Raw genomic sequence first — 21,562 nt, 5'->3', positions numbered from 1 at the left:
AATCGCTAGAAAAATAAAGTTTCTCAGCGCTATAAAAAAGGGACTAAGCCATGGCTTAATCCCTTTTTTAAATGTTTTCAGTAAACCACTTAAGCGGCTGTGATGACGATAGTGCTATCACTGCTGCTAGGCTCTACTTTGCTAGACTTAAGACTGCTAGCTTCAGCATGTCGAGGTTTTCGCGGCGCTCTGGGCACTTTTACCCGAGTACGATTGTTGTTATCGCGACTCTGACGAATAAGCGTATCACCGCTAAGACAGGGTACTAGGCCCGATGTCAGGCTTGCAGCCTCACGGTGAGATTTCGCCAATCTGTCGTATAACAACACATTGACCGACGCAGCAAGATTCATACACCCTACCGTAGGCACATACACTACGGCATCGGCTTTATCGATAATCTCTTGGCCAATAGTGCCATCTTCAGGACCAAACACATAAAAGGCCTTCGCGGGATGGACAAAATCCGGCAGCGGCGTTGCGCCCACCACCAAATCGACACAAATAAGCTGAGTGTCAGCCGGAATCGAGGCGAGTAATGAAGTGACGCCAGTGAGCGGAATGCGATCGCCAGCATCTTTAGTATCGACATGATATTGCGCCGCACCCGAGCGCGCGGCTAACTCGTAGCGCCTGCCGGTATAAAATACGCCATCGACGCCATAACAACCCGATGCGCGCATAATGCCACCGACGTTAACGGGCGTTTTAGGATTCACTAAGCCGATAAATACCGCGCTGGCATCGAGCGTTTGCTCACTGGCTAATTCAGTGTTAGCCACTTCGGTATTAGTCACTCGCTCATCGTCAGTCATAGGCATAACCCTAGGCAACATCTAATTCGCCTACAATCCATGCATGCAACTGTGCCCATGCCTGTTCAACCAAGGCATAATCGGCATCGTTTAATTCTTGGCGCGCGAGTGCTAAACAGTCGGTCATTTTTAGCATTAAAGCATCAAGATCGGTTTCACCCTGTGCTTCAAGTTGCGATAACACAACGGCGACATGACCCTGTAAGTAGCCACAGGCAAACAAAGCATCGTCATCACCATGGCTGACTACACTGGCGATCCACTGTTCTAATGCGTCTTCGTAATGCTCTAACATGGGTCTAACTCTCCATTAATACTGGATTGGCCGACACATCTGCTGCGACCAATAAATCTGGATTGGCCACCTGATACATGACGTAATCATGGTAGCCCGTCGTCACTTTGTAATAGCCGCCAAGCTCGCTATCTAATTTAGGGTCGCCACTATCCACAATTAGTGGTCGTCCATCAAGTGCTTTTAACTTAGTTTTTGTGGCGAGGATAATAATATTGTCTTTTCCGATGCGCCGAATCAGCTCAGGCGACAATTGTTGATTACCGCGCCCTAAGATATGGCCTTGACCGCCAATTAAAGTAATCACCAACTTAGTCGGCTTATCTTGGGTCAGTTCGAGTAATTCATTTGCGGTTAAGTCACTACCGACAAGATTTTTATCTTGAATAAGATCAACACCTAATAGCGTATTATCCAGACCTAACTCTTCCATCACAAAGGCAACCGTACTGCCAGAGCCCATGATGTACAGTTCATCTTCCATTTGATTGATCACATCGGCGGCGATATCGGCCAGCACGAGTTCATCGACTTCCTTGCCGCCCATCTTCACCGCTTGCACAAAGCGCGGCTCGGCGGGTACTAAAAGCTCACCAAAGCGTTTAGCGCGCACTGTGCCTTGGCGAAAAGCCACCTCGTCGATGTCCATCACATCGGCGGACATCAAACTAACGAGTTCGCCATCGAGTAACATCTTGACCACCATGCCAGAGGCATGGGGCGTAATACCGTAAACGCCGGAATGAATTTTCACGCCAGCAGGCACGCCAAGCACGGGGAGTTTGTCGTCGATAGTGGCTTGTTCAAATACGGAGTAAACATCGCGAGCAGTGCCGTCACCACCGGCAAAGAGCAGTAAATCCAGTGGTTCATCCAGCAGCGCGCGCACAACGGCCTGCGTATCCAGTGCCTGTGTTTTATCTGGGGTTTGATACACCACTCGCGTGGTAAAACCCAGTGACTTAGCGGCGTCTTCACCCATGATGCCCGAAGCGGTAATGACTTCGATGTCATCGGCATAATCACGGATAACCTCAAGGGCCTGCATCATACGCAAAGCGGCTTTGGGTTCAGCGCCTAAGGCGAGCGCCTCTTGCGCAACGCCATCACTGCCCTTAAGGCCAACACTGCCACCTAAGCCAGCCAATGGATTGACAACTAACCCTAAACGAAACCGAATCAACCTTTACCTCACTTAACACAATTTTTTGATTTTTTTTATACTTTTATCTTAATGGATATGACTAGGCCGTATGGGCTGCAACACTCGGTTTATCCGTAGGAATAAAGAATACCGCCAGCATAGCGGCAAAGGCGCATCCTGCTGCAAATACCCAAGACCAAACCGCCCCGCTTCCATCGCCCCAAATATAGCCACAAATCCAAGTGCCGAGCGCGCCGCCAACACCAAAACTTAAGCTGGCATACAGGGCTTGACCTTGGCTTCTGTGACTCGCATCGAAATGTTTATGCACAAATTGAATCGATGCCGCGTGGGTTAAGCCAAAGGTAAAGGCATGTAATAATTGACTAACACCTAGCCACAACACGCTATCTACCCCAAAGGCGACCAACAACCAACGCAAGCAAGTCATGCCGATACTGACAATGAGTAGAGTATTAACGCCATAGCGGCCGAGTAAACGCGGCGCGAACATAAACATCACAATCTCGGCCATAGCGCCAAGGGCCACAAATATCCCCGCTGAAGATTCTGAGTAACCCGCTTGTTTTAAATATAAGACGAAGAAGCCGTAGAAAGGCCCTGCGCTCATTTGCAGCAACATCGCCGAGAGTAAGAACCAAATAATCGCCCTATTCCATTGTAATGGCGGCCGCACTTGACTGGTGTCACGCACTAAGCGATTTGCTGGTAATGGCAACGCACTGGCTAACATGCCAATAAATAATGAGAAACCGATATAAGGCAGCACTTCTGTGCCCCAGTGGCCAATCGCAAAGCCCGCACCGACAACCAGGCAGATATAACCAACACTGCCCCAACTGCGAATTTGACCGTAGCGGCTGGCATTCTCGCCTAAGGTTTCTAAGGTGATCACTTCAAGCTGGGCAAGGATTGCGTTCCAAAAGAAAGTATAGAGGGCCAGACTCAGCGCCATATACACAAAACCGCCATGGTAGAAAAAACTCAAATACGCCAGCGCGGCGGCTCCCGCCCCCATTTTGATAAGCTCGGCACGCATCCCGGTTCGGTCAGCCACTTTGGCCCACACATTCGGGGCAACGATGCGCGTCGCCATCAGGATGGCGAGTAAAAAGCCAATTTCTTGAGGATTAAAACCGCGATTTTCGAAGAAGACCCCAAGATAAGGGACCATAGTACCAAGAATAGAAAAGAAGAAAAAATAGCAGGCACAAAGCCAGCGTAATTGCCGGCTTGTGCTAGAAGAAGTTGACATTAACGCATTCCCTTTATCTCATGCCACTTGTTGTATCGTTATCGCATACCATCTATCACATGCGCCTATCTCATACCCCAGTCTCATGCTCCTATCGCATACCCCTATCTCATTCCGAGAACGGGCGTATGACTACGCACATCCTGATTTTGCGCTCTGTGTCTTAATAAGTGATCCATCAACACAATGGCAAGCATAGCTTCGGCAATCGGTACCGCGCGGATCCCAACACAAGGATCGTGACGACCTTTAGTGACAACTTCGGCCATTTCACCCTGCGCCGTCATACTTTGGCCCGGCACACTGATGCTTGATGTGGGTTTTAACGCAATATGGGCAATAATCGGCTGGCCCGATGAAATCCCACCGAGCACACCGCCCGCATGGTTAGATTCAAAGCCTTGCGGCGACATTAAGTCACGACCTTCGGAGCCCTTTTGAGTCACTACGCCAAAACCATCACCAATCTCAACACCTTTAACGGCATTGATGCCCATCAGCGCGTGAGCAATATCAGCATCCAATCGATCAAATACTGGCTCACCTAACCCCACTGGCACGCCTGTCGCGATAACGGAGATTTTCGCGCCAATGGAGTCACCGGATTTTTTCAGCTCACGCATGTATTCATCAAGCGCTTCAAGCTTGCTGGCATCGGGGAAGAAAAAGGCATTTTGCTCAATTTGGTCAAGATCAATACTCTGCGCACAAATAGGACCCAGCTGTGACATAAACCCATAGATCTCGATACCGTGAACTTGCTTCAAATACTTTTTAGCCACAGCACCCGCCGCAACGCGCATCGCGGTTTCACGGGCAGACGAGCGGCCACCACCTCGGTAATCACGCATACCGTACTTTTGCTGATAGGTATAATCGGCGTGTCCAGGGCGGAATAAATCTTTGATATTAGAGTAATCTTGACTGCGTTGATCGGTATTTTCAATCAAGAGTCCAATTGAAGTACCCGTGGTTTTACCCTCGAAAACGCCGGATAAAATCCGCACTTCGTCAGGCTCACGGCGGGCCGTGGTATATCGGGATGTCCCTGGGCGACGGCGGTCAAGATCATGCTGCATATCGGCTTCGGTTAATTCAAGCCCGGGTGGGCAACCATCAATAATGCAACCCAGTGCAACACCGTGACTCTCACCAAACGTCGTCACTACAAAATTTTGACCAATACTGTTTCCAGACATCCGCTTTGTACACCTTAGGTTATTTGTTCATCGCTCCGTGTCCAGCGACCACTGGACAATTTATTTTCCCGCTGCAAGCCTAACTGGCAGCGGGAAAAGTCTCAACCTAATTTGCTATCTTAGGTTATTCTGCGTCGCGATAAATGCCGAACACTGACTGATTTTCGACCAGTTGATCGCGGGTCAAAACAAATACGCCATCACCGCCATTTTCAAAGTTAATCCAAGTGAATGGCACTTCTGGGAATTGCTCAATCAAATGCACCATAGAATTACCGACTTCAACTACGAGTAAACCCGTTGGCGTGAGGTATTGCGCGGCATTGGCCAGTATGCGTTTAGTTAAATCTAAGCCGTCGCGACCAGAGGCTAAACCGATGGCAGGCTCATGATGATATTCATCTGGCATGTCGCCAATGTCTTCGGCATCCACATAAGGTGGGTTTGAGACAATCAAATCATACTGAGGGTCTTCTGGGATGGCCGAGAACAAATCCGATTGCATCGGGAATACTCGGTCCATCACGCCTAAGGTTTCAATATTGATTTGCGCCACATCTAAGGCATCTTCGCTGATGTCCAGCGCGTCAACTTCGGCGTCTTCAAATTCGTAGGCACAGGCGATAGCGATACAAGCGCTGCCAGTACATAAATCTAAAATACGGGTTACCGGTTTGCCGTATAACCAAGGGCTAAAACGGTTGGCGATCATTTCAGCAATCGGTGAACGTGGCACTAACACGCGCTCATCGACGTAAAATTCAAGTCCAGCAAAACGCGCTTTGTTGGTCAGGTAAGGCACAGGTAGGCGCTCTCTGACACGGCGAATAATCAACTCGACAATTTTATGCTTTTCACTGCTGGTCAAGTTGCTTAAAATCACTTGCTGGCCGATTTCTTCGGGTAAGTGTAAAGCATGGAAAACTAAGGCGATGGCTTCATCCCACGCGTTATCAGTACCATGACCATAATACACATTGGCGTCGTTAAAACGGCTCACGGCCCAACGTAACATATCGCCAATAGTGCGTAATTCTGTCACAGCTTCATCTACAAAGATCTTATCCAAAACGTGCTCCCGCTAGTTTGTTCGCGAACATTGTAACTGAACTCTATTCAGAAACCATAGGATTCAATAGAATACCCGCCATGAATAAAGACGACGACAAAGAAGGCTTGGCGATGTTCTCAGCGCTTATCGATGGTATTAAACCCATCACGCAAAATAAGCGACACTTTCGCACGCCCTTAAAAACCAAACAGGAAATAGAACTGAAAGAGCAGCAACTGCATGCTAACAGTTATTTCTCAGATACTTATCAGCCGCTACTGCCAGTACAAGGACCGATGCGTTGGTTAGAGGAAGGGATTGATAGCCTAGAACTCAAACGCCTACGACGTGGAGATTACCAGCCAGATTTGCTGCTGGATTTGCACGGCTATCGCCAATCGGAAGCCAAACTTGAGTTAGCGGCACTGATCCAAGCCTGCGTTAAACAGCAAAGCCTGTGTTGCTGCATTATGCACGGCTACGGCAGTGGCATATTGAAACAACAAGTCCCCATGTGGTTAGTGCAGCATCCTATGGTGAAGGCTTTCCATCAAGCACCTAAAGAATGGGGCGGCGATGCGGCGTTATTAGTGCTGATTGATATTGGTGAGCAGCCGCATAGACGTTAACTCGCTATCGACTTTAAACATTAACGTTTCAGATTTAGAGGTTTAGCGAGTTTTCTACGTTTACCGAAAACAAACGGCCCACATTCAGTGGGCCGTTTCGTTTGTAAAAGGAATATAAATCAAGACTAGCTAATGCTGTGGGGTGCGTGCTGCCACACGATTGAGGCTTGCTCGGCATGTTTATCAATGAGTGTAATGCCCGAAGTGGCAAATAACGGCGGCTCAACGCCAGCAACTAACTCACTGACTAAATAGCCCAATAACGGCATGTGAGCAATCACTAGCACTTTATCCGCCTTGTATAACTCAGCGTAGGCTACAACTAACGCGGCTACATTGGCGGGATCGCCAGAAGGAACAAGATCATCAGCGACTAACCACTTACGCGGCTCAGGAAAATGCTGACTCAGCTCCTGCCAAGTTTGCTGTGCACGTAAGTAAGGACTCACCAAAACAAGATCGAAATCAGTCACACTGCGAGCCAACCAGTTGCTCATCAACACAGTATGGTGCCTTCCAACATCGGTCAGTGTTCTGTCTCTATCAGACTGAGCATTAAATCCGGCGTCACCATGTCTCATCAAAAATAGCTGCATACTTCTCTCGCGACTCAAACTTGTTTTTGTTTTATCCCAATTGTAGCCCTAAAATCCATTTCAACAAACCTTGTAAGACTTAATCTTTAGTCGATAAACACAAGAGATATTTGCTAAAAACCATTAAGACTATCAATATATAACAAGCTATCGTTATCGGAGTGTCTCTTTGCAAGCCTCTCAGTCCATTTATAAAAGTCCAAATGATCACCGTCAGTATCGTTATCTTGTGTTAGATAACGCGCTTAGGGTGTTATTGGTTGAAGATCAAGATGCCAGCCAAGCGGCCGCATCTATGGCTGTAGGCGTGGGTCATTTTGATGATCCCGCAGATAGACCCGGCATGGCGCACTTTTTAGAGCATATGCTCTTTCTTGGTACCGAAAAATTTCCCGACTCAGGCGAGTACCATGCCTTTATCAACCAACATGGCGGCAGCAATAACGCTTGGACGGGCACTGAACACACTAACTTCTTTTTCACCATCAATGAAGACGTGTTTGCCGACTCCTTAGACAGATTCAGCCAATTTTTTATCGCCCCTAAATTTGACTTAGAACTGGTCGATAGAGAACGCCAAGCTATTGAATCTGAATTTAGTTTAAAACTGAAAGACGATATTCGCCGTACCTATCAAGTGCTCAAAGAGACAGTTAATCCACTGCATCCTTTCTCAAAATTTTCCGTGGGTAACTTAGTCACCTTAGGCGGAGAGCAAGCACAGGTACGTAGCGAATTACTCGATTTCTATCAAAGCCACTACAGCGCCAACTTAATGACCCTGTGCTTAGTCGCGCCGCTTTCCCTCGACGAATTAGAAGAGTTAGCCAGCCATTATTTTAGCGGGATCCGAAACTTGAACTTAGTGAAAAACTATCCTCAAGTGCCGCTGTTTTCGAAAAATGAGCTGTTAACCCAAATCGATATCGTGCCGCTTAAGGAGCAAAAACGCTTAAGCATCAGCTTTAATTTCCCAGGCATTGACCACTACTACAAACGTAAACCGTTGACTTATATCAGCCATATTTTAGGCAATGAGAGCCATGGCAGCCTGTTGTCCTATCTTAAAGAGCAGGGACTGGTGAATAACTTGTCTGCGGGCGGCGGCGTAAATGGTTATAACTTCAAAGATTACAGTATCGGTTTACAGTTAACCGATAAGGGACTAGCGAATCTTGATGAGATTATCAGCTGCTGTTTTGAGTATATTGAGCTCATCAAAACCCAAGGCTTAGATGAATGGCGTTATTTAGAGCGCGCAAACTTACTCAAAATGGCGTTTCGTTACCAAGAGCAAGTTAAATCACTCGATTTGGCCAGCCACCTCAGTATCAATATGCATCATTATGAAGTCGAAGATTTGGTCTTTGGTGACTATCGAATGGATGGGTTGGATATTCCAGAAACCATAGCCCTACTCGGGCTAATGACGCCTCACAATATGCGTCTGCAGCTTATCGCGCAATCGGTTAAAACGGATCGTAAAGCCAACTGGTATCACACGCCCTATAAAGTGCGCCCTATTGCACCTCAGTCCCTCGTTCGTTGGCAAGTGAGCAGTATTCGCCCAGAATTACAATTACCTGCAGCAAACCCATTTATCGTCGCCGACTCCATTCCTCGACCAGATAAGAGCGATGTCGATGTACCAGTGATCGTTGCAGAATCGACGGGATACCGTATTTGGCACAAGAAAGACGATGAGTTTAATGTGCCCAAAGGCCACATGTATTTGTCGCTGGACTCAGAGCAGGCGAGTAAAACACCAAAACATGCCGCCCTCACCCGCCTGTATGTTGAAATGCTGCTCGATTATCTGACTGAACCAACCTATCAGGCCGAAGTTGCGGGCTTAAGCTACAATATTTATCCGCATCAAGGTGGTATAACCCTGCATTTATCGGGCTTTACCGGTAATCAAGAAACCCTGTTGGCCTTGTTAATCCACAAAGCCAGAGAGCGTAATTTTACTGAAGAACGTTTTGCCCTAATTAAATCTCAACTACTGCGCAGTTGGCAGAATCTAGCGCAGGCTAAACCTATTTCGCAATTGTTTACTAGTCTGACTGTCACGCTACAAAAAAGCAGTTATGAACCTGCCCGCATGGCTCAAATGCTCGAAAACATAAGCCTTGAAGATTTGCATAACCATGTACGCGCCTTTTACGAGAAGATCTATCTTGAAGGGTTAGTCTACGGGGATTGGTTAGTCTCTGAAGCACAAGCTCTCGGTAAACGCTTAGAGCACATTTTATCCTTGGTTTCGACGCCAAGCGCCGAGTCCACCAGAGAATTAGTCAATTTAACGGGCCAAGGCACCTTACTTAGAGAACTTGCAATAGATCATCAAGATAGCGCGATCATTGTGTATTACCAATCCGCAGTAGCAACGCCAGAAAAAATGGCACTATTTAGCTTACTGAACCACACTATGTCGTCCACCTTCTTCCATGAACTGCGCACCGAGAAACAGTTAGGCTACATGGTTGGCACAGGTTATCTGCCGCTCAATCGCCATCCAGGACTCATTTTTTATATCCAGTCACCTACGACTGGACCACTGCATTTATTAGAGGCAATAGATGAGTTTATTGCCGACTTTAATTACGCCGTGATGCAAATCACCAACGAAGAATGGGAAAGCACTAAGGTCGGTCTTATTAGTCAGATCATGGAGCACGATGCGAACCTCAAAACTCGCAGCCAACGATATTGGGTCAGTGTCGGCAACAGAGATTATCAATTTAACCAAAGAGAACTGGTCGTAGACGAAATCACTAAGCTCACCCGCACTGATTTACTCAAATTCATGATGCGTAAAATGCGCACCAAACACAGTGACCGCTTAGTCTTATTTAGCACGGGTGAACAGCACAGAACCCAAGCGGCGTTGCAGTCAGAAAAAATGATCACAGATCTCAAAACGTTTAAGCAAACGGCAGAGAAGTTTAATTTCTAAACAAAAACACTTTTACACACACATTTGTTCACAAAATTGGACAAACAAACAAAACCGCTACAAATTGGCCCAACTATAGTTGTATCTATCACGGTTGGGCGTAATACTAATGTAAAACATGGCTAGTCCATGTTCTCCCCCTTCTACAGCGAACAATTTTGCTGCATCTACATGCTGTTAAAAGGATTTTTAGCCGCCTCCGCTTTGACAAAGCCCTCACTTTCTGGAAAAGTGATGTAACACAATTGTTTCATGGCATCCTCGGATAATAAGAACAAACACTATGCCTAAAGCACTCTTTAAAATCGTCTTGCTCGCTTTCTTTGGCTTGCATGCATTCGAAGACGTAAACGCATCGCCCTTTTCTGACAAATCTCCAATTATTCTCCAATCACAATCTTTTGGTGTCCCGCAAGGACTTTCCCAAAGCACTGTTACGTCTATAGTCCAGGACCATGATGGCTATCTATGGATTGGAACATTTAATGGACTTAATCGATTTGATGGGAAAAACTTTAAGCATTTTTATGCTAATGATGCCAGAACAGGCCTTCCCAGTTCTTTTATCAGAAGTTTACTCATTGATGAGCAAGGCGTGTTGTATGTTGGAACCGATAGTGGTCTAGTCGTATATGATAAACTGCAAGAATCATTTTCTCATTATGGTCTGTCGGTAAATGACTCCCCAGTCTGGAGCCTCAACTCAAGTGATAAGAGTTTAATTGTTGGAACCAACAAAGCAATTATTGATATAAGTAACAAAGAAAAAACATATGAACTTTCAAAGAAAGGCCTAAGTGAAATTAAAAAAACGATAAAAGTAGGCGACGATTATTATATAAGAGACTATGCAGGCACATTATTTGAACTAAGCGGGAGTGAATTAAAAGAGATAGCTCGAAAAACAATGGATTTTGAGCAAAAGAATGACACGACAATGCTAATATCATTCAGTGATGGATTATATGAATACGAAGAAAATGAAATAGTAAAAATAGATCCACGAGCATTCTCTCAACTCACAAAATATAAAAATACGATTTATGGCTTCACTAACGAAAACATTGTTAATATTTCTAAAAATGCCATTGTAGGACTTCTATCTTCAGATCGCACTGATAAAATATCTTCATTTCTTGCAACAGAAGATATGTTTATATTGGGCAGCATTGATCAAGGCGTTATTATTATAAGAAACGTTAATAACCTAGTACAGCAAACTAATTTAGTAAAAGATAATGCCTGGCATCTTACAAAGAACCCTCAGGGATTTCTCGTCTCATCCGAATCCGAAAAAATAGATCTTTTTGACAACAATTTTAGTTTAATAGAAAGTTTCGACACACAAAGTCAAGGATATAAATATGCAATATTGAATGATGACGGGCTCTATTTCGGGACTAATAATGGATTGTTTTTGAAGACAATAGATACTGTAAAATTGATTAGTAAAAAATCAATCTCGTCCTTATCTAGCAATGAAGATAACTCGTTAATTGCTGCAGGAACATCTGATGGAAAAGTATTGATTATCAGTAAAGGAGAAATAATCAGTAGTGTTGACACTAAAAAAAACGAGCCAATTTTTGATATTGAATTAGAGTCGACAGATATTATTTATGTTGCAGGTCAGGGGGGCCTTAAAGAATATAAAAATGGATTATTAAAAAACTTAAGTGAAGAAATAACATACAGCATAGTAAAAAGCGATAATGGAATTTATTTTGGAACATCTACATCGTTAATGTTCTACAATGCAAAAAACAATAGTATTTCTGAAGTATTTTCTAATAAAAAAGAAATTTACGCCATCGTTGATAGTAATGATTTTTTAACTGCGGCATCACTGAGTGAAGTTATTATATATGAAAAGAAAAACAAGAAGTCATACACCTTAAAAACATCAAATGGAAGTCAGTATGAATATAACTCGCCGAGTGGAATAGAGGTTAATGGTTATATTTTACTTGCTGGTATAAATGGAGTTAGCTTAGTATCTCCAATTAATACTGTGAGCTATATTAATAATAGCAAGATAAACAGAACTGAAATATCAGAATTCTTAGTCTTTAATATAATACAAGAAAAAGAAAGCAACTTCTTTAACAAAGAAAATCAAAATAAAAATGAAATAACCTTAAAATATTCAGATTATCCATTTTCATTTAATTTTATATCACCTATGTCAGACGACTCCTCTACCAACTACCACTACAGAATGTATGGCCTTTCCGATACATGGATATCAGCAAATGGAACAAACTCTGCTACATATACAAACCTATCGCCAGGTAAATATAATTTTCAAGTATATGCCGTTAACTCCCTTTCTGGTGAAAAAGCAGCAACAAAGGAGCTTGCTGTCATAATAACACCTCCTTGGTGGTCATCATTTCAAGCAAAATCTATATATGTAGTAATTACAATATTCATTTCATTTGTGATAGTAAAAGCCATTTTACGTCGTAGGGAGACGCAAAGACAAATTGTCCTCAGTGAAGAAAGATTAAAACTTTCCTTATGGGGAAGTGGTGATGAAATGTGGGACTGGGATATAGAAACTGGCAACATTTTCCGCTCAAATATCTGGGGAGCACTTGAATTTCCCCGTGATGGACACCGTTCTGGTAAATCAGATGAAGAGAGCAATATACATCCAATGGATCAAGAGCGTGTTCGAGAAGCGCTCAATAAGCATTTTTATGGTGAAACAGATCATTTCGAAGCCGCATACCGAGTAAAAGGTAAAGACGACAATTGGGTATGGATCTTAGACCGCGCCAAAATTGTAGAGCGGGATGACAAAGATAATGCCCTGCGTATGACAGGTACGATTAAAAACATTAGTCAATTTAAACAAAAAGAAGAGCAACTAAAACTCTTTGAAAAAGCCATTGAAAATATTTCTGAAGGCATGTTTATCCTCGACGGTGAATACCGTTTTGTCGAAGTTAATGAAGCTTGCTGTAAGATTTCATTACGTAACCGAACTGATTTTATTGGCAACGTACTCACATTTGATTTATATCCTGAAACCTTCTCCACCCAAATCAGGACCATGTTGAAGCAACAAGGTCGCTGGGCAAATGAAGTCGAAGCCGCAAGAGGAGATAAAAGTCACTTCCACATGGAGCTCACTATCGATGCTATCTATGATGAGTTAGGCGAATTGTCACACTATGTCGGGGTTTTTTCGGATATTTCGCGACGGAAACAGCAAGAAGAAGAGCTTAGAAAACTAACCAATAATGATCTCTTAACCGGACTCCCAAATCGCTCCAACTTACAAGTGACCTTAAGTAACCTAGTGAATCGAGAAATAGCCCATGCGTTAATGGTACTTGATCTTGATAATTTTAAACGTATAAATGATTCCTTGGGTCACCAGATTGGAGATACATTATTAAAGCTCGTTGCTGCTCGCATTAAGTCATTACTTCCTAAAAACACCAGTATTTACCGTCTAGGCGGAGATGAATTCGCCATTGTATTAGATAAAGGCTCAGATATAAGCGCCAGCGCTGCGATTGCTAACCGTATTATCGAAGGGTTAAAACCCGCTTTTGAAGTGAGTAATGAACAACTAGTCCTAGGATTAAGTATTGGTATAGTACTATTTCCAGAAGATGAGCAAAGTGAGCAAGCATTACTGAGGAAAGCTGACATTGCTATGTACCATGCAAAGTCAGCAGGAGGTAATTGCTATCAGTTTTATTCAGAGTCATTAAATCAACATGCGATTAGGCAGTTAGAAATAGAGAATCTTATCCGTGAAGGCTTAAAAGATGATCTATTTGAAGTTTATTATCAGCCTAAGGTTGATCTTAAGCGCGGTAAAATTGCAGGCATGGAGGCTTTAGTCAGATTAAATCATCCAGTACATGGCTTGATACCCCCAAATGATTTTATTCCACTTGCTGAAGAAAACGGTTTAATTGTTGAAATTGGTGAAATCGTCTTACGCAAAGCCTGTTTCGCAGCGCAGAAATGGCGTGAACAAGGAATATTCAGCGGCAGAGTCGCCGTCAATTTATCGTCACGTCAATTTGCACTCCCCGATATCCAACAACGAATAGAGTCAATTTTAAGACTCACCAAACTCCCCGCTTGTCACCTTGAATTAGAAATAACTGAAGGTACTGTCATTAAGCAGCCGGAAACGGCGATTATTGTCATGCAGCAACTGGCTAAAATGGGCGTTAGTTTGGCACTCGATGATTTCGGCACTGGGTACTCGTCCCTTTCATACTTAAAACGTTTCCCGATTCATACTTTAAAAATTGATAAAGCTTTTGTTGACGATATTGATAAGTCTGATCGCGATCTCAAAATGGTCGATTCTATTATCACTATCGCCCATAACATGGGGCTTTCTGTTGTGGGAGAAGGGGTAGAACAAGCAGCACAATTGAATATTTTACGAGCACTCAACTGTGAAGAAATTCAAGGCTATATTTTTAGTAAGGCCATAAAAGAGACCGAATTTACCCTGTTACTCCAAGAAGACATGATAAAGTCAAACACAAAAAGCAACATTACCTAATCATTTAACTCTCAATTTGATTGCGATTCACAACATTGGCACAACAAGTGCTATAGCACTATCAGTGTCAATAATAAATCAATATCAACTACCCTGAGAGAGAATTAGAATGATTAAAGGAATCCTAGTAACAGTTACTTTATTATCTTCAATTGGTTTTGTAGCAAATTCTGCAGCACTTGAAGCGACTACCAATTCTGGACAAACTTCGCTTGAAACTACAGGGCATCCTGCGGTCAAATTCAAATCACTCGAAGTTGCTGGTCATCCTGCAGTAAAGTTCAAATCATTTGAAGTTGCTGGTCATCCTGCTGTGAAATTCAAATCACTTGAAGTTGCTGGTCATCCTGCAGTGAAGTTCAAACCATTCGAAGTTGCTGGTCATCCTGCAGTGAAATTCAAATCACTTGAAGTTGCTGGTCATCCTGCAGTGAAATTCAAATCACTTGAAGTTGCTGGTCATCCTGCAGTGAAGTTCAAATCACTAGAAGTTGCTGGTCATCCATGCGTTAAGTTCATTAACTCTGAAGTTGCATAACATTAATCAGGTTAGGGAGAGTGACTATGCTAAATTCAATCAAAAAAGCACTCGGTTTATCCAAACCAGCGCGTAAAAAAGTTAAGTTGCCAGAAGGCTTAAACCACCTTGAAGTGATTTCTGCGAAAGGTTGGTGGAATTAATTTAAGTCCTGTAGCCATGAGTCTAACTCGTGCACTATGATGGAAAATTAGGCTAGAAACAATAAAGGGAGCATTAGCTCCCTTTAGTTTTACATAAGTAAAAAAGTATGAAAATACATAGCATTACATATTGATAGATTAGCTATTTAATATCCCTTCCTCACTACAACGGATTTTCCTCAAAGCTAAATGGCGGTGTGTCGTAAAGAGCGGATAAGCCAAAGGCCCGAGCACAAAACCCAGTAATGTCCAATGCGTAACAGAAAGGCCTGCGGTAAATGCAGCTAAGCCGAAGTACCAAGCCGAGATTAATGCGATAAAGATAACCAGCAAAGCCACAAACCACCTCTTTAAAAAATAACAAAAAAATCATAAATATAGGGAAATTAATCCCCATCAAAATGCGGATGCTCCTCGCGTAGTCTTGCTGATTGATGCACATGTTAAATACGCCGTTTTAACGGCTGGATGAAATGACCGCCGCAGACTGCTGAAACGAGCAACACTCATTCATCGCTATATTCTCAGTACAGGACACCTAGCACTGAGCACTGCTTTCTTCATCAAGGGCTTGGATAATACAAGATCTACAGCTAAATTGTGAACATTTTTTAGGCAAAAACATGCCTTGTGGCAATAAAAAAAGCGGCAATGATCTGCCGCTTTTTTATTCAACCTTGGTTAACTAACACCGAGATTAACTAAGACCTAGATTAACTATGGCTTAGATTCACTAAAACTTAGAAAAAGTGCGCGTTTTCTTGAGCCATAGTTTTCAAGCGCTCACAAGGTTCGAATCTGCTGCCTAATTGACTTTGATAACCTTCAAGAATTCGCACTAAGTTCGCGGCGCCCAAAGTGTCAATATAATGGAATGGACCACCGAGGAATGGTGGGAAGCCAATACCGAAAATGGCGCCAATATCACCATCTCTTGGCGATGCAATAATTCCATCATCCAAGCAACGCACCGCTTCGTTGAGCATTTGTACGACACAACGCTCGGCTACTGCTTTGGCGTCTTTATTGGTGCCAGGCTTAATGCCTAACACGCCATAAACACTCTCATCGACAGCTTTAACTTTCTTGCTCGAAGCGCCGTATTGATAAAAGCCTTTACCATTTTTACGGCCTTTACGATCGTCACCCAAAAGCTTGTCAAAAGCCGCTGGCGCTTTAAAACGTTCACCCAATTCTTTTTCGAGGATTGGTGAAATCTTAGCGCCCACGTCGATACCCACTTCGTCGAGTAAAGCAATAGGGCCCACAGGGAAACCAAACTTAACCAGCGCTTTATCAAGATGTTCAACACTTTGGCCTTCAAGTAATAATTGCGCGGCCTCGTTCATGTAGAGTGCAAGAATACGGTTCACGTAGAAACCCGCGCCGTCTTGCACCACTATCGGTGTTTTACCTTGCTTACGGGCAAATGCGACCGTGGTCGCAATGGTTTCTGGTGACGTTTTAGCATGGGCAATCACTTCCACCAGCGGCATTTTTTCTACTGGTGAGAAATAATGCAGACCTATCACGTTCTCAGGACGCGTTGCCGCTTCGGCGATTTGGCTAATAGGCAAAGATGAGGTGTTTGACGCAAAAATGGTGTGCTCACCACACTCACGCTCGATGTCTTTCACCATTTGATGCTTAAGCGCTAAATCTTCAAATACCGCTTCCACAACGATGTCGGCATCTTTAACGCCTTTATATTCAGACGTTGTGGTCATCAGTGCCATTAGGTTGTCACGGGCAGCAGGCGTCATATGACGGCGCTTAACCCCTTTATCCAACAGCTTGTAGGCGTAAGCTAATGCATTGCTTAAACCTTTTTCGCTGATGTCTTTGACACGAACGGGGATTTTAGCCTTGGTCGTTGTGACAGATGCGATACCGCCACCCATTAAACCGCCACCTAAGATCACCGCTTTTTTCACTTTACGCGGGCTCGCACCTTCAGCGCCGGTTTCTTTCTTCATTTCTGTGGTCGCGAAAAAAATACTGCGCAGCGCTTCAGATTCTTTCGATACCACTAATTCGGCAAAATGACTGGCTTCGACTTCTAGCCCTTTTTGCATACCCTTAGCAATCCCTTGACGCACGCAGTCAATGATCTTGGCAGGCGCAGGATAATTACCTTGGGTTTTCTTTTCGACCTGCTTAGTCGCTTGATCGAAAATAATGTTACGGCCGAAACTCGTGCCTTCAAGCACTTGATTAACGAGTGACTTTTTAACTGGTTTCGGTGCACGTTTACCCGCAAGCGCCATCTCAACTGCGGTTTGTAACAGAATCGTCTGCGGCACAACATCATTCACTAAGCCCATTTTCAAGGCTTGTTTAGGGCGGATTTGTTTACCGGTCAGCATCATGTCTAAGGCCGTCGTAATGCCGACTAAACGTGGCAAACGTTGAGTCCCGCCGCCACCTGGCAATAAGCCAAGTTGGACTTCCGGAACGCCGAGCATAGTCTTGCCATCATCGCTACATACCCTTTGATGACAGGCTAAGGCTAACTCTAAACCACCGCCTAAACAGGCACCATGGATTGCGGCAACCACAGGAATAGTTAAGGCTTCTAGCTCATTGAAAACTACATGACCTTGTTGGGATAAGGCTTTGGCATCGCTCGCCGTTTTACAAGCATCGAGCATAGAAATATCTGCGCCCGCGACAAAAGAATCTTTTTTGCCTGAGATCAGCACTAAACCGCGAATGCTCGAATCACTTTTGATCTCGGCCAGAATCTCACTGATTTCAGGGCCAAACTGCGCTTTTAGGGTGTTCATGGTTTCGCCAGGAACATCCATAGTCAAAATAGCAATGCCGTCGTCGCGGCGGGTTAAATTAAAGGTCATTTCCATGCCGATTACTCCACTTCCACTATCATAGCCACGCCCAAACCACCAGCCGCACAGGCCGTTGTTAGGCCAGTTCCACCACCACGGCGCTTAAGCTCACGACACACTTGCGTGATCAAACGGGTTCCCGTTGCAGCAAAAGGATGACCGTAGGCAAGCGAGCCGCCGAGCACGTTAAACTTGCTCATGTCGATTTCACCAATCGCGCGGTTACGGCCAAGTTTTTCTTCGGCAAATTTTTTCGAAGCAAACATCTGCATATTCGCTAATGTCTGCGCCGCAAAGGCTTCGTGCATTTCAATCAGGGTAAGATCTTCTAGCTCCATTCCAGCACGTTTCAGCGCCAGTGGCGTCGCGTAAGAGGGTCCCATCAGCATGTCTTGCCACACATCAATGGCGCTAAAAGCGTAGCTCTTAATGTAACCAATTGGTTGATAACCTAAGGCTTTAGCTCGACCTTCGCTCATCAGGATAATCGCTGAGGCACCGTCAGTCAGTGGCGTACTGTTGGCCGCCGTCACAGTACCATGTTGTTTATCGAATGCAGGACGCAGCTTAGCGTATGACTCAAGTACCGAGTTTTCGCGGATATTGTTATCGCGATCGATAAACTGTTTATACGGCGGCACATGGGCAACCATCACTTCGTCACGAAGATGGCCCGAAGCCCAAGTTTCACTCGCTAAGGTGTGCGAGCGGTGCGCTAAGGCATCTTGATCGGCGCGGCTAATATTGTAGGTTTTTGCCATTTGCTCGGCGGTTTGTCCCATAGACAAGCCCGTTGAGTACTCAGCTACCGCAGGCGGCACAGGTAATAAATCTTTAATGCCTAAACGACGGAAAATTTGTAACTTTTGCCCAAAGCTACGGGCTTTATTCAGATCGACTAACGCATGGGCTAATTTTTTCGACACGCCGATAGGCAAGACAGAAGAAGAGTCGGCGCCGCCCGCAATACCGATTTCGATATTGCCCGTCATGATAGATTCGGCCACGTTGACGGCAGATTGAAAGCTAGTTGCACAGGCACGAGTGACACTATAGGCATCGGTCGACACATTCATGCCAGTACCGAGTACGATTTCACGAGCAATGTTAGGTGCAGCGGGCATTTGCACCACTTGTCCATACACTAATTGCTCAATCAGCTTAGGATCGAGTTCAGAGCGCGCCAATAATTCATTGACCACCATTTTGCCCATATCGAGCGCCGATACACCGTGAAATGCCGTGGCTTGTTTTGCAAATGGCGTTCTTAAACCCGCTACAATTGCGATACGCTCGCCCTTGGCGTTCGTAACCTGTTGTCTATCACTCATTTGTCACCCTCTTTATGTGCGCAATCGCTGAGAGATTTCAGGCGGCGCTAGCTATTTCCGTGTTTGACCCATTGTTTTACGGCGAAAAACGCCTAATAACAGGTCTGACCATTAAAGTGTGATCTGATTCTAACTTCTTGTCAGCAAGTTTTAAACACCTGTTTGTTTTTTTAACACTAGCCAAACCCTAAGGGAATTCTTTACCATATCCGTTGTCTATAGCCCACACACGCATTTTCAACATAATAAAACGAGTAGCATCATGCCTTTGAGTCGCTTCCATGCATTACGCACTTACCTAAATAAGGTTGTTTTAGGGCAGCCAGTATTGACCGAAAATCTGCTCATTGCCTTAATTGCCAATGGCCACTTATTAGTTGAAGGTCCACCTGGACTGGCCAAGACCCGTGCGGTGAAAGCCTTATGTGACGGGGTTGAGGGCGATTTCCACCGCATTCAATTTACCCCAGATCTGCTGCCTGCCGATTTAACCGGCACAGATATTTATCGCTCGCAAACTGGCACCTTCGAGTTTGAAGCCGGACCGATTTTCCACAATTTGATCTTGGCAGACGAAATTAACCGCGCCCCCGCCAAAGTACAATCGGCCTTATTAGAAGCTATGGCCGAAGGTCAAGTCACCGTCGGTAAGCACAGTTATAAGCTGCCACCGCTGTTTTTAGTGATGGCAACCCAAAATCCATTAGAAAACGAAGGCACTTATCCCCTGCCCGAAGCACAGCTTGACCGTTTTTTAATGCACTTGAATCTTGATTACCCGAGCGGCGAGACTGAAATCGAAATTCTGCGCCAATCCCGTAAAGAAGCACTCACCCACGAATTGCCGACCACTGAGCCGATTGCACAAGCCGATGTGTTTGCCGCCCGTGACGAAGCCATGGAAATCTATCTCGCCGAGCCACTCGAAAAATACATAGTCGAAATCGTTATGGCGACCCGCGAGCCTTTGCGTTACAGCGAAGACTTAGCGAAATGGCTTGAGTACGGTGTCAGCCCACGCGCCACTATTTCGTTAGAACGCTGCGCCCGCGCCCGCGCTTGGCTGCACGAGCGAGACTTTGTTTCACCGGAAGACATTCAAGCCGTTGCACCGAATGTGTTAAGACACAGATTATTACTCAGCTATCAGGCACAAGCCGAAGGCGTCAGCCGCGATCAGGTGATCAATCACATCTTGAGTCAAGTTGCAGTACCTTAACGGTGAAGATAAAGGTGAAATAAGATGAGTGACACTGCGCGACTCTCAGCCTCGGCCGATGGCTTGCCGCTGTTTGCCGATGGCTTGCATTTAACCGAGCAAGAGCTGCTGGCGTGCCAAAATATCGCCCGTGCTATGCCCGAGCGTTACAGCCGTGCCCGCGCTAATTTAGCGGGCCATCGCAGCAGCTTAATCAAAGGCCGCGGGATGGAGTTTGCCGAAGTGCGCCACTATCAACAGGGCGACGATGTGCGCACCATTGATTGGCGCGTGACCGCTCGCACGGGCAAAACCCACACTAAGTTATTTGTCGAAGAACGTGAGCGCCCTATTCTGTTGTTAATCGACTTAAGCCAAAGTCTCTATTTTGGCTCAAGTTTATTACTGCAATCGGTGCAAGCAGGGCACCTTGCGACCACCTTAGGTTGGAATGCGATTAATCATGGCGATAGACTCGGCGCCTTGATCGCGTGCGAGTCTGAGCATCTAGAGCTCAAACCCCGCAGCCGTCGTCAGGGCATATTGCAATTGATCTCAGGCCTGCGCCGTGTGCATGAGAATCAACTCAATCATGTTGGCAGTGACCAGCGCGATCCTGATCATATTCTGCGCGCTTGTCAGCGATTACAACGCATCGCCAAACCCGGCTCCTTAGTTTGGATAGTGACAGATGGCAGCCATTTTAGCCCCCAATGTATCGCGCCTCTCACTGAGCTTAAGCGTCATTGCGATGTGGGCGCCTATCTTATTACCGATCCCCTGCGCCAAGGGACACTGCCGTTACCGCACAACTTTAGTTTGCCAGTACGGGATGGGGAGGAGGACTTAGTGCTCACCCGCCACAGTTATCAGGCTTGGCTTGATATACAGCTGCGTCAGCAAAGGGACTTTATCGCCATGATGCAGCAACTGCGCGTGCGCACCCAGCTCATCGATGCAGGTGCTCCCCTAGCCCATCAATTGGAATTATTGCGTTAA

Annotated in this window: 16 protein-coding genes; 6 read left to right on the top strand and 10 right to left on the bottom strand. The window is 45.1% G+C overall.

Features of this window, described 5'->3' with window-relative positions:
- Positions 1-89 precede the first annotated feature (89 nt).
- The 6 genes from Q4Q57_RS10150 to prmB all read right to left on the bottom strand — a co-directional run bounded on the left by Q4Q57_RS10150 (position 90) and on the right by prmB (position 5,798).
- Complete coding sequence (locus tag Q4Q57_RS10150) at positions 90-836, bottom strand: RNA methyltransferase (RefSeq protein WP_311890745.1); 747 nt, start codon at positions 834-836, stop codon at positions 90-92.
- Positions 826-1,110 (bottom strand): YfcL family protein, encoded by a 285-nt coding sequence (locus tag Q4Q57_RS10145; protein WP_012089592.1) that lies wholly within the window; start codon positions 1,108-1,110, stop codon positions 826-828. Before Q4Q57_RS10145 ends, Q4Q57_RS10150 begins: the two co-directional genes overlap by 11 nt.
- Before the next feature lie 4 nt (positions 1,111-1,114).
- Positions 1,115-2,293, bottom strand: coding sequence for an ATP-NAD kinase family protein (locus tag Q4Q57_RS10140; RefSeq protein ID WP_311890744.1), 1,179 nt, complete (start codon positions 2,291-2,293; stop codon positions 1,115-1,117).
- Positions 2,294-2,354: 61 nt separating this feature from the next.
- Complete coding sequence (locus Q4Q57_RS10135) at positions 2,355-3,530, bottom strand: MFS transporter (RefSeq protein ID WP_311890743.1); 1,176 nt, start codon at positions 3,528-3,530, stop codon at positions 2,355-2,357.
- Between the two features lie 104 nt (positions 3,531-3,634).
- Positions 3,635-4,729 carry a chorismate synthase gene (gene aroC, locus Q4Q57_RS10130; RefSeq protein WP_311890742.1) on the bottom strand — a complete coding sequence of 365 codons (1,095 nt, stop codon included), beginning with the start codon at positions 4,727-4,729 and terminating at the stop codon, positions 3,635-3,637.
- A 124-nt stretch (positions 4,730-4,853) separates the two neighbouring features.
- On the bottom strand, positions 4,854-5,798 hold the full coding sequence (gene prmB, locus Q4Q57_RS10125) for a 50S ribosomal protein L3 N(5)-glutamine methyltransferase (RefSeq protein WP_311890741.1): 945 nt from the start codon (positions 5,796-5,798) through the stop codon (positions 4,854-4,856).
- An 80-nt stretch (positions 5,799-5,878) separates the two neighbouring features.
- On the opposite strand from prmB, the gene smrB reads away from it, so the two are divergent.
- Entirely contained in the window at positions 5,879-6,409 is a 531-nt protein-coding gene (smrB, locus tag Q4Q57_RS10120) for an endonuclease SmrB (RefSeq protein ID WP_006085471.1), read from the top strand.
- A 125-nt stretch (positions 6,410-6,534) separates the two neighbouring features.
- Here the strand turns inward: smrB and sixA are convergent, their stop codons facing one another.
- The gene (sixA, locus tag Q4Q57_RS10115; RefSeq protein ID WP_006082236.1) at positions 6,535-7,005 is read right to left on the bottom strand and encodes a phosphohistidine phosphatase SixA; all 471 of its coding nucleotides are present in this window, start codon (positions 7,003-7,005) and stop codon (positions 6,535-6,537) included.
- A gap of 169 nt (positions 7,006-7,174) precedes the next feature.
- Between sixA and Q4Q57_RS10110 the strand changes: the two genes are divergently transcribed.
- The 3 genes from Q4Q57_RS10110 to Q4Q57_RS10100 all read left to right on the top strand — a co-directional run bounded on the left by Q4Q57_RS10110 (position 7,175) and on the right by Q4Q57_RS10100 (position 15,045).
- Positions 7,175-9,964, top strand: coding sequence for an insulinase family protein (locus Q4Q57_RS10110; RefSeq protein WP_311890740.1), 2,790 nt, complete (start codon positions 7,175-7,177; stop codon positions 9,962-9,964).
- A 283-nt stretch (positions 9,965-10,247) separates the two neighbouring features.
- Positions 10,248-14,507: an EAL domain-containing protein gene (locus Q4Q57_RS10105; RefSeq protein WP_311890739.1), complete on the top strand. Its 4,260-nt coding sequence runs from the start codon at positions 10,248-10,250 to the stop codon at positions 14,505-14,507.
- Between the two features lie 109 nt (positions 14,508-14,616).
- Entirely contained in the window at positions 14,617-15,045 is a 429-nt protein-coding gene (locus tag Q4Q57_RS10100) for a hypothetical protein (protein WP_311890738.1), read from the top strand.
- A gap of 281 nt (positions 15,046-15,326) precedes the next feature.
- Here the strand turns inward: Q4Q57_RS10100 and Q4Q57_RS10095 are convergent, their stop codons facing one another.
- From Q4Q57_RS10095 to fadI, 3 genes are all read right to left on the bottom strand, one after another.
- On the bottom strand, positions 15,327-15,527 hold the full coding sequence (locus Q4Q57_RS10095) for a hypothetical protein (RefSeq protein WP_259560658.1): 201 nt from the start codon (positions 15,525-15,527) through the stop codon (positions 15,327-15,329).
- Between the two features lie 401 nt (positions 15,528-15,928).
- The gene (gene fadJ, locus Q4Q57_RS10090; protein ID WP_311890737.1) at positions 15,929-18,049 is read right to left on the bottom strand and encodes a fatty acid oxidation complex subunit alpha FadJ; all 2,121 of its coding nucleotides are present in this window, start codon (positions 18,047-18,049) and stop codon (positions 15,929-15,931) included.
- A gap of 5 nt (positions 18,050-18,054) precedes the next feature.
- Positions 18,055-19,365, bottom strand: a complete 1,311-nt coding sequence (gene fadI / locus Q4Q57_RS10085) for an acetyl-CoA C-acyltransferase FadI (protein WP_006082247.1) — start codon at positions 19,363-19,365, stop codon at positions 18,055-18,057.
- 262 nt (positions 19,366-19,627) lie between these two features.
- On the opposite strand from fadI, the gene Q4Q57_RS10080 reads away from it, so the two are divergent.
- Entirely contained in the window at positions 19,628-20,584 is a 957-nt protein-coding gene (locus tag Q4Q57_RS10080) for an AAA family ATPase (RefSeq protein ID WP_006082248.1), read from the top strand.
- A gap of 24 nt (positions 20,585-20,608) precedes the next feature.
- Positions 20,609-21,562, top strand: coding sequence for a DUF58 domain-containing protein (locus Q4Q57_RS10075; protein ID WP_063884751.1), 954 nt, complete (start codon positions 20,609-20,611; stop codon positions 21,560-21,562).

Origin of the sequence: Shewanella sp. SP2S2-6 (assembly GCF_031931965.1) — a bacterium.
Taxonomy (GTDB): domain Bacteria; phylum Pseudomonadota; class Gammaproteobacteria; order Enterobacterales; family Shewanellaceae; genus Shewanella; species Shewanella baltica.
Note: the sequence above shows the minus strand (reverse complement) of the source record. Positions and strands in the feature narration are given on the sequence as shown.